This is a genomic window from Cellulomonas pakistanensis (genome assembly GCF_016862755.1).
GTDB classification, from domain to species: Bacteria; Actinomycetota; Actinomycetes; order Actinomycetales; family Cellulomonadaceae; genus Cellulomonas; species Cellulomonas pakistanensis.
Genome location: NZ_BONO01000004.1, coordinates 187,339 through 195,206, shown reverse-complemented (window position 1 = coordinate 195,206; position 7,868 = coordinate 187,339). Strand labels below are relative to the sequence as shown.

Here is a 7,868-nt window from a genome sequence, read left to right as displayed (position 1 = left end):
CGACGACTCGCCCAGGCGCGTGACCTGGTCGTTGGTCGCCTGCGCGACGTCCGTCGCCTGGCCCGCGACCTTCGCCGCCTGCGAGGCGTTCTGCGCGATCTCCCGGATCGAGGCGCCCATCTGCTCGGCACCGGCCGCGACGGTCTGCACGTTGCGGGACACCTGCTCGGCCGCCGCCGCGACGACGCCGGCCTGCGCCGAGGTCTCGTCCGAGCCGGAGACGACCTGGTGCGAGGCGACGGACAGCTCCTCGGCGGCCGCGGCCACCGTCTGGGCCGTCTCGACCACGCCGGAGACCAGGCCGCGCAGGCTGGCCTGGGTGCGCTCGAGGTCGACCGCGAGCCGGCCGATCTCGTCGCCCCCGGTCACGCCGGACGGCACCGTCAGGTCGCCGTCGCCGGCCGCCGACAGCGCGTGCGAGACGCCGCCGATCCGCCGGACGATGCCACGCGCGACCACCCAGGCCAGGGCGGTCGCCGCGACGGCCCCGACCAGCGCGACCAGGATCGTGACCCACACCGAGCGGGCGCCCAGGGCGTCCGTCTGCTCCGCGAGCGCGGCCGCCTGCTCCCCCTGCGAGGCGGTCTCGACCTGCATCGCGTCCATGACCCCGGTGGTCAGCGGGCGCACGGTGTCGTTGAAGTAGGAGCCGAACTCGTCGAGGTCACCGGCGTCCGCCATCGGGAACAGCGTGCCCTCGGCCGCGGCGTAGTACTCGTCCAGCGCGGCGACCATCGTGTCGACGTCGTCCTGGCTGACCGCGTTGGCGCGGTACTCCTCGATCTGCGCGGCCAGGTCGCCCTGGCGCTCGGTGAGCTCGGTCGCCAGCTCCGCGCGGGTGTCGGCGTCGGCGATGCCGTACTGGATGACGCGGGCGCGGTCGCCCTGGAACGAGCGCTGGATCTCGGTGAGCTGCTGGAGCGGCGTCACGTTGCCGGTGTACATCTCGGCGGCGTCCGCGCGCAGCGTGCGCAGGGAGCCGATCGCCACGGCGGTGACCACGGCGGTCATCGCCACCATCACCAGCACCGCGGTGAGGATCTTCACCAGGACCGGGCGGTCGGCCCAGAGCCGCCGCGGGGCGCGGTCGTGCTGCACGCTCATCTCGTCGTTCCTTCGTCGCAGGGGGACCTTCGTCCTCCTCATCGGCCGAAGTCCGGGCGGCGCGAGCGGTTCCGCCGCTCGGCGAGCGGGTGGAATCGCTGTCCGGGCGGCGCCGGCCCGGGCACCGGGCCGGTCGCCGGGGCTCCACGAGACACGCCGGGGGTGCCCTCAGTGAGGGCACCCCCGGCGTGTCTCGTGCCCCGTCAGTAGCGGAAGCCGGCCGCCCGGGCGCGCAGGTCCTCGGACATCCGGACCAGCTCGGCGATCGAGGCGCCCATCTGGTTGAGCGTCCCCGACGACTCGGCCGCGGCGGACGCCACGCCCGTGATGTTGGTGGCGATCTCGGTCGAGCCGGTCGCCGCCTCCTGCACGGAGCGGGACATCTCGTTCGTCGTGGCGGTCTGCTCCTCCACCGCGCTCGCGATGGTCAGCTGGTAGTCGTTGATGCTCGCGATGATCGAGGCGATCTCGCCGATCGCCGCCACCGCGCCGGTGGTGTCGCCCTGGATCGCCTCGACCCGGCGGGCGATGTCCTCCGTGGCCTTGGCGGTCTCCTGGGCGAGCTCCTTGACCTCGCCCGCGACGACCGCGAACCCCTTGCCGGCCTCGCCGGCGCGGGCCGCCTCGATCGTGGCGTTCAGCGCCAGCAGGTTCGTCTGCTCGGCGATGCTCGTGATGACCTTGACGACGTTCCCGATCTCCTGCGACGACACCCCGAGGCGCGCCACCTGGTCGTTGGTCGACGCGGCGACGTCGGTCGCCTGGCCGGCGATCTTCGCGGCCTGGGTCGAGTTCTGCGCGATCTCGCGGATGGAGGCGCCCATCTGCTCGGCCCCCGCGGCGACGGTCTGCACGTTGCGGGACACCTGCTCGGCCGCCGCCGCGACGACGCCGGCCTGCGCCGAGGTCTCGTCCGACCCGGCGACGACCTGGTGCGACGCCGCAGACAGCTCCTCGGCGGCCGCGGCCACCGTCTGCGCGGTCTCGACCACGCCGGACACCGTCGCGCGCAGGTTCTCCTGGGCGCGGGCCAGGGAGCGGGCCATCTGGCCGAGCTCGTCCGTGCTGTCGACGTGCGCGACGACCGTGAGGTCGCCGTCGGCCATCGCCTCGACCGCGCGCTGCACCTCGGTGACCTGGCGGCGGATGATCTGCGCGATCAGCAGGCCGAGCGCGCCGACCAGCAGGACGCCGGCGGTCAGCACGATCACCAGGACGCGCGTGCCCTGCGCGGCCTCGGCCGCCGCGGCGTCCGCCGTCTGGCGGAGGAAGTCGTCCGCGCTCTGCTCGGCCGTCTCGAGGCCGCCGATCATGACCTCGATGGCCGCCTGCGCCTCGCCCTCGGTGACCCGCTCGAACTCCTCCGCGTCGCCGGAGAAGGCCGCGGGCACGAGCTGCGCGTCGCGGATCCCCTGCCACTGGGCCCAGCCGGTCTGGAAGTCGGCCCAGCCCGGCACCTCGATGCCGCCCAGGCCGGTCTCGAACGCGTCGGCCGCGGCCTGCAGGTCGGCGTCGGTCGCGGCGATCGCGTCCAGGTGCTCCTGGCGGTCCGCCTCCGTCTCGGTGACGCCGGCCGCGGCGAGCGCGATGAGCATGCGGGCCTTGATCTCCTCCTGGTGCACGATCGCGAGCGGCGCGATCACGTCGGAGGACACGCTCTGCACGGTGCCGGTGCTCGTCGCGAGCTCGGACATCCGGACGGCGGCGAACGTGCCGGTGCCGGCGACCACCGCGACCACGACGGCCAGCAGCAGCAGGATCTTGGTGCGCACGCCCCGGTTCGCGAAGGCGGCGAGCAGGCCGTGGGTGCCGGGCCGAGCGGGCCCGGCGAGCGTGCGGGCCGGCGCGGACCCGACCGGGCCGCGCGGCGTGGGCACGCGGTCGAGGGCCGTCGGCGACGGCGTCCTCGACGTCGTGGTGACGCTCATGGTGGGTCCTCTTCCTCGGTGCTGTCCCCTGCTGCGCGACCGATCGACCGGCGTGGGCCGCCCGTGAGGCGTCCGCGGGTGAACCCCGGGGTGAAGCCGAGGTGAACGCGGACCGGCCGCGGCACCCCTCGGAGGGGCGCCGCGGCCGGTGCACGCGGGTGCGGTGCTCAGTACGTGAAGCGGGCGACCCGTCCGCGCAGGTCCTCGGACAGGCGGGCGAGCTCGCCGATGGAGTCGCCCATCTGGTTGAGGGTCTGGGACGACTGGGTCGCCGCCGACGCCACGCCGGTGATGTTGGTGGCGATCTCGCCGGACCCGGTCGCCGCCTCGGACACGGACCGGGACATCTCCGTGGTCGTGGCGGTCTGCTCCTCCACGGCGCTGGCGATGGTGAGCTGGTAGTCGTTGATCGACGCGATGATGTGCGAGATCTCCCCGATCGCGCCGACCGCGCCGGTGGTGTCCGCCTGGATCGCCTCGACGCGGCGGACGATGTCCTCCGTCGCCTTGGCCGTCTCCTGGGCCAGCTCCTTGACCTCGCCCGCGACGACCGCGAAGCCCTTGCCGGCCTCGCCGGCCCGGGCGGCCTCGATCGTCGCGTTCAGCGCGAGCAGGTTGGTCTGCTCGGCGATGCTCGTGATCGCCTTGACCACGTTCCCGATCTCCTGGGACGAGGCGCCGAGGCGGGCGACCTGCTCGTTCGTCGCCGCCGCGGCGTCCGTGGCCTGGCCCGCGACCTTGGCCGCCTGGGACGCGTTCTGCGCGATCTCGCGGATGCTGGCGCCCATCTGCTCGGCGCCAGCGGCCACGGTCTGCACGTTGCGGGACACCTGCTCGGCCGCCGCGGCCACCACGCCGGCCTGCGCCGACGTCTCGTCCGACCCGGCGACCACCTGGTGCGACGCGGCCGACAGCTCCTCGGCCGCCGCCGCGACCGTCTGCGCGGTCTGGGCGACGCCCGACACGACGCCGCGCAGGCTGCCCTGGGCCGTGGCGAGCGAGCGCGCCATGTCGCCGAGCTCGTCGGCGCTGCGCACGTCGGCCCGGACGGTCAGGTCGCCCTCCGCCATGGCCTCGAGCGCGTGCCGGACCTGCCCGGCCCCCTGCGCCAGGCGGCGCGAGACGACGAACCCGACGGCGAGCACCGCCGCCAGGCCCGCCACCAGCAGCACGACGACGGTGACGATCGTGCGGGTCACCGTCGCGGACGCCGCCGCGGTGCTGGCGTCGGCGACCTCGGCCACCGACTGGTTCTCCAGCGCGATCGCGTCGGCCGCGACGGTGGTCTGCGGCAGGATCTGGTCGCGGTAGAACGCCGCCGCCTCGGACACCTCGCCGGCGTCGGCCATCGGGAACAGCTCGTCCTGGGCCAGCGCCACCATCTGGTTCCAGCCCGAGTCGAAGTCGGCCCACGCCTGGTCGTTCACCGCGAGGTCGTCGTAGGCGGCCTGCTGCTCCTGGATCTTGGCGACGTACTCGTCGAGCTGCTCGCGCAGGTCGGCGCGCACCTCCTCGGACGCCGCGGGGTACTCGACCATCCGCGCGCGGCCGGCCTGCAGCGCGCGCTGCAGGTCGCTCACCTGGCCGAGCTGGGCGACGTAGCCGCTCTGCTCGGCGACGCCCTCGCGCAGCTGCACGAGGCTCGTCGACGCGGCCACCACGACCGCGACGGCGACGAGGCCGGAGGCGGCGAGCAGGCCGAGCACCTTGCCGGCGATGGACAGCCGGGGCCCGCGCGCGGCGCGGGTCGGGGTGGTCGTGGGCTGGGACATGGACGCTCCACTGCGTGCAGGGCGCCGGGGCTCCGCGCGGCTGCGCGCGGGCCGGGACGACGCCGGGTCGCCCTCCCCATCGGCAGCGCGCTGACCTGCGTGACCGTCCGCGGGGGTGAAGCGCTGCCCGCACGACGCCGCGAGCCCGCGCCGGCCCCTCGTCGGGGCGGGCGCGGGCTCGTCGGGTCGCGCGGGCGCGGGTCAGGCCGCGGTGGCCTGGTCCACGTCGAGGACCAGCAGCAGCCGGCCGTCCAGCTTGTGCGCGCCGAGGATCAGCGGGCGCAGCGCGGCGTCGAGCGTCTCGGGCGGGGCCTCGAACGTCTCGGGGCCGACCTCCATGACGTCGCCGATCTCGTCGACCAGCAGGCTGACGGGCTCCCCCGCCACCTGCACGACGACCATCATCGGCTCCGCGTCCTCGCCCAGCGGCTCGAGGCCGAGGCGGGGGCGCAGGTCGACCGTGAGGACGACCTGGCCGCGCAGGTTCACCAGGCCGGCGACCGCGGGCGGGGCCAGCGGCACGCGGGTGCGGACGTGCGAGCGCAGCGCCTCCTGCACCCGGGTGACGTCGACCCCGTACAGGCTGCCGCCGAGGCTGAACGTGACGTACTGGCTCATCGGGTGGCTCCCACCAGCTCGGACCCGCCGACCTGCGTCGGGAGGTCGTCGTACGTGGAGCGGTGCTCGGGCCGCTCGTCGTAGAACGCCGCGTCGGCGGCGAGGATCGCGCGGCGCACGTCGAGCAGCTCCGTGACCTTGTCGCCGAGCACCGTGGAGCCGACCAGGCCGGCGTCCTCGATGTCGGAGTGCCGGGCCGAGTCGTCGTCGACGATGTCCACGATCTCCTTGACCACGAGGCCGACGCTGCGGCCGGCGCGGCTGTAGACCACCAGCAGCAGCTCGGACGTCTCCTCGGACCCGTAGGCGCCGAGCACCCGGTCGAGCCGGGCCAGCGGCAGGATCGTCCCGCGGTACTGGACGACCTCGCGGCCACCGACGTACTCGACCTGGTCGGCCTGCACGTGCTCCAGGCGGGCCACCGACGCGAGCGGCATGGCGACCTGGCGGCCGCCGCCGATCCCGACGACGAGGACCTGCTGGCTGTCGCGGACCGCGGCCGCCGTGGCGCTCTCGTGCGCGTCCCGGGCGGCGACGTCGAGCTCGCCGGCCAGGGCGCGGCGGGCGATCGCCTGCACGTCGAGGATCAGCGCGACGTGGCCGTCGCCGAGCACGGTCGCGCCGGAGTACGCGCCGATCGCCTTCAGGCGCGCGGACAGCGGCTTGACCACGATCTCCTCGGTGTTCAGCACCCGGTCGACCAGCAGGCCGAACCGCTGCTGGTCCGACTGGACCACGGCGATGACCGCGTTCTCCGGGCGCTCGCCGCCGACCTCGAGGACCGACGACAGCGACACCAGGGGCAGCAGCTCGCCGCGCAGGCGGTACACCGCGGCCTCGTGGATGTGCTCGATGCCGGACTCCGAGCGCTGCGAGTCGAGCGCCACCAGCTCCAGCAGGTTGACCTGCGGGATGGCGTACAGGTCGCCCGAGCACTCCACCGTCAGCGCCGGCATGATCGCCAGCGTCAGCGGGATGCGCAGGCGCCACGTCGTGCCGCGGCCCACCGTCGAGTCGACCTCGACCGCGCCGCCGATCGCCTCGATCTTCGTGCGGACGACGTCCATGCCGACGCCGCGGCCCGACACGTTCGACACGACCTCGGCGGTCGAGAAGCCCGGCAGGAAGAGCAGCTGCAGCAGGTCGGCCTGGCCCATCGACGCGACCTGGTCGGCCGTGCGCAGGCCCTTCTGGACCGCCTTGGCGCCGATCTTCTCCGGGTCGATGCCCCGGCCGTCGTCGGCGACCTCCACGACCACCTGGCCGGACGCGTGGTACGCGCGCAGCCCGAGGACGCCCTTCGGCGCCTTGCCGGCGGCGACGCGGTCCTCGGACGCCTCGATGCCGTGGTCGACCGCGTTGCGCACCAGGTGCGTCAGCGGGTCCTTCACGGCCTCGAGCAGGCTGCGGTCGAGCTCGGTGTCGCCACCAGACAGCTCGAGCTGCACCTCGCGGTGGCACGCGGCCGCGACGTCGCGGACCATGCGCGGCATCTTCGACCACAGGTGCTCGATGGGCTGCATGCGGGTCTTCATGACCCCCTCCTGCAGCTCGCCGGCGATGAGGTTGAGGCGCTGCGCGGAGCGGGCGAGGTCGACGTCGTCGGTCCCGCCCGCGAGCCGGCTGATCTGGTTGCGGGCCAGGACCAGCTCGCCGACCTGGCGCATGAGGGCGTCGAGCAGGTCGACGTCCACGCGGATCGACGCGTCGGCGGCGCCGCCGCGCAGGGTGCCGAGCTCCTCGGCAGGGGCGGGCGCCGGGGCCGGGCTCGGGGCCGCGGGGGCCGGGCTGGGGGCCGGGGCCGCCGGGGCCGCGGCGGCGGGCAGCGCCTCGACCGCCGGGGCCGGCGCGGGCGCCGGGACGACCGCCGCGGGCGCGGGCTCCGGCGTCGCGGCAGCGACCGGGGCCTCCGCGGCCGGGGCCTCGGCGACCGGCGCGGCCGCAGGAGCAGCGGGCTCCTCGGCCGGCTCGGCGCCGGGCTCGATGGCCTGGATCGCCTCGATCGCCGCGATGACCGCGTCGATCTCGACGCCGCCCTCGCCGCCCTCGACCTCGATCGCGCGCAGGATCTCGCGGATCGTGTCCACCAGGCGCAGCAGCACGTCGGTGGTCGCCTGGTCCATCGACCGGCGGCCGTCGCGCAGCTCCACGAGCAGGTTCTCCCCCGCGTGGGCCACGCGCTCCAGGCGCGAGAACGCGAGGAACCCGCTGGTCCCCTTGATCGTGTGGATCGTCCGGAACACGCTCGCGATCAGCGAGCGCGAGCCCGGTTCGCTCTCCAGGGCCACCAGGTCCTGGTCGAGCTGGTCGAGGTTCTCGTGGCTCTCCACGAGGAACTCGCGGACGATCTCGTCCATGTCCTCCACTGCTGCCTCCTACCGGGTGCGGACCCGTCCGACGTGAGGATCGGCGGGCGCGCGGGCGGCGTGAGGCTTTCGGGGGCGGG

5 protein-coding genes are annotated in these 7,868 nt (G+C 74.8%); all 5 read right to left on the bottom strand.

Annotated elements, in window-relative coordinates:
• On the bottom strand, positions 1-1,104 hold a 1,104-nt coding region (locus Cpa01nite_RS04535), incomplete at its 3' end, for a methyl-accepting chemotaxis protein (protein WP_203667547.1).
• Between the two features lie 203 nt (positions 1,105-1,307).
• Positions 1,308-3,032, bottom strand: coding sequence for a methyl-accepting chemotaxis protein (locus Cpa01nite_RS04530; RefSeq protein ID WP_203667546.1), 1,725 nt, complete (start codon positions 3,030-3,032; stop codon positions 1,308-1,310).
• 167 nt (positions 3,033-3,199) lie between these two features.
• Positions 3,200-4,804, bottom strand: coding sequence for a methyl-accepting chemotaxis protein (locus Cpa01nite_RS04525; RefSeq protein WP_203667545.1), 1,605 nt, complete (start codon positions 4,802-4,804; stop codon positions 3,200-3,202).
• A 201-nt stretch (positions 4,805-5,005) separates the two neighbouring features.
• On the bottom strand, positions 5,006-5,422 hold the full coding sequence (locus Cpa01nite_RS04520) for a chemotaxis protein CheW (protein WP_203667544.1): 417 nt from the start codon (positions 5,420-5,422) through the stop codon (positions 5,006-5,008).
• A complete protein-coding gene (locus Cpa01nite_RS04515; RefSeq protein ID WP_275406200.1) occupies positions 5,419-7,779 on the bottom strand; it encodes a chemotaxis protein CheA in 2,361 nt (786 codons plus the stop codon). Before Cpa01nite_RS04515 ends, Cpa01nite_RS04520 begins: the two co-directional genes overlap by 4 nt.
• Positions 7,780-7,868: the final 89 nt, after the last annotated feature.

What these genes read in the sequence shown, in the direction of transcription:
- Cpa01nite_RS04520 (WP_203667544.1), bottom strand. Translation starts at nt 5,422, where the DNA reads ATGAGCCAGTACGTCACGTTCAGCCTCGGCGGCAGCCTGTACGGGGTC.
- Cpa01nite_RS04530 (WP_203667546.1), bottom strand. Translation starts at nt 3,032, where the DNA reads ATGAGCGTCACCACGACGTCGAGGACGCCGTCGCCGACGGCCCTCGAC.
- Cpa01nite_RS04525 (WP_203667545.1), bottom strand. Translation starts at nt 4,804, where the DNA reads ATGTCCCAGCCCACGACCACCCCGACCCGCGCCGCGCGCGGGCCCCGG.
- Cpa01nite_RS04515 (WP_275406200.1), bottom strand. Translation starts at nt 7,779, where the DNA reads ATGGACGAGATCGTCCGCGAGTTCCTCGTGGAGAGCCACGAGAACCTC.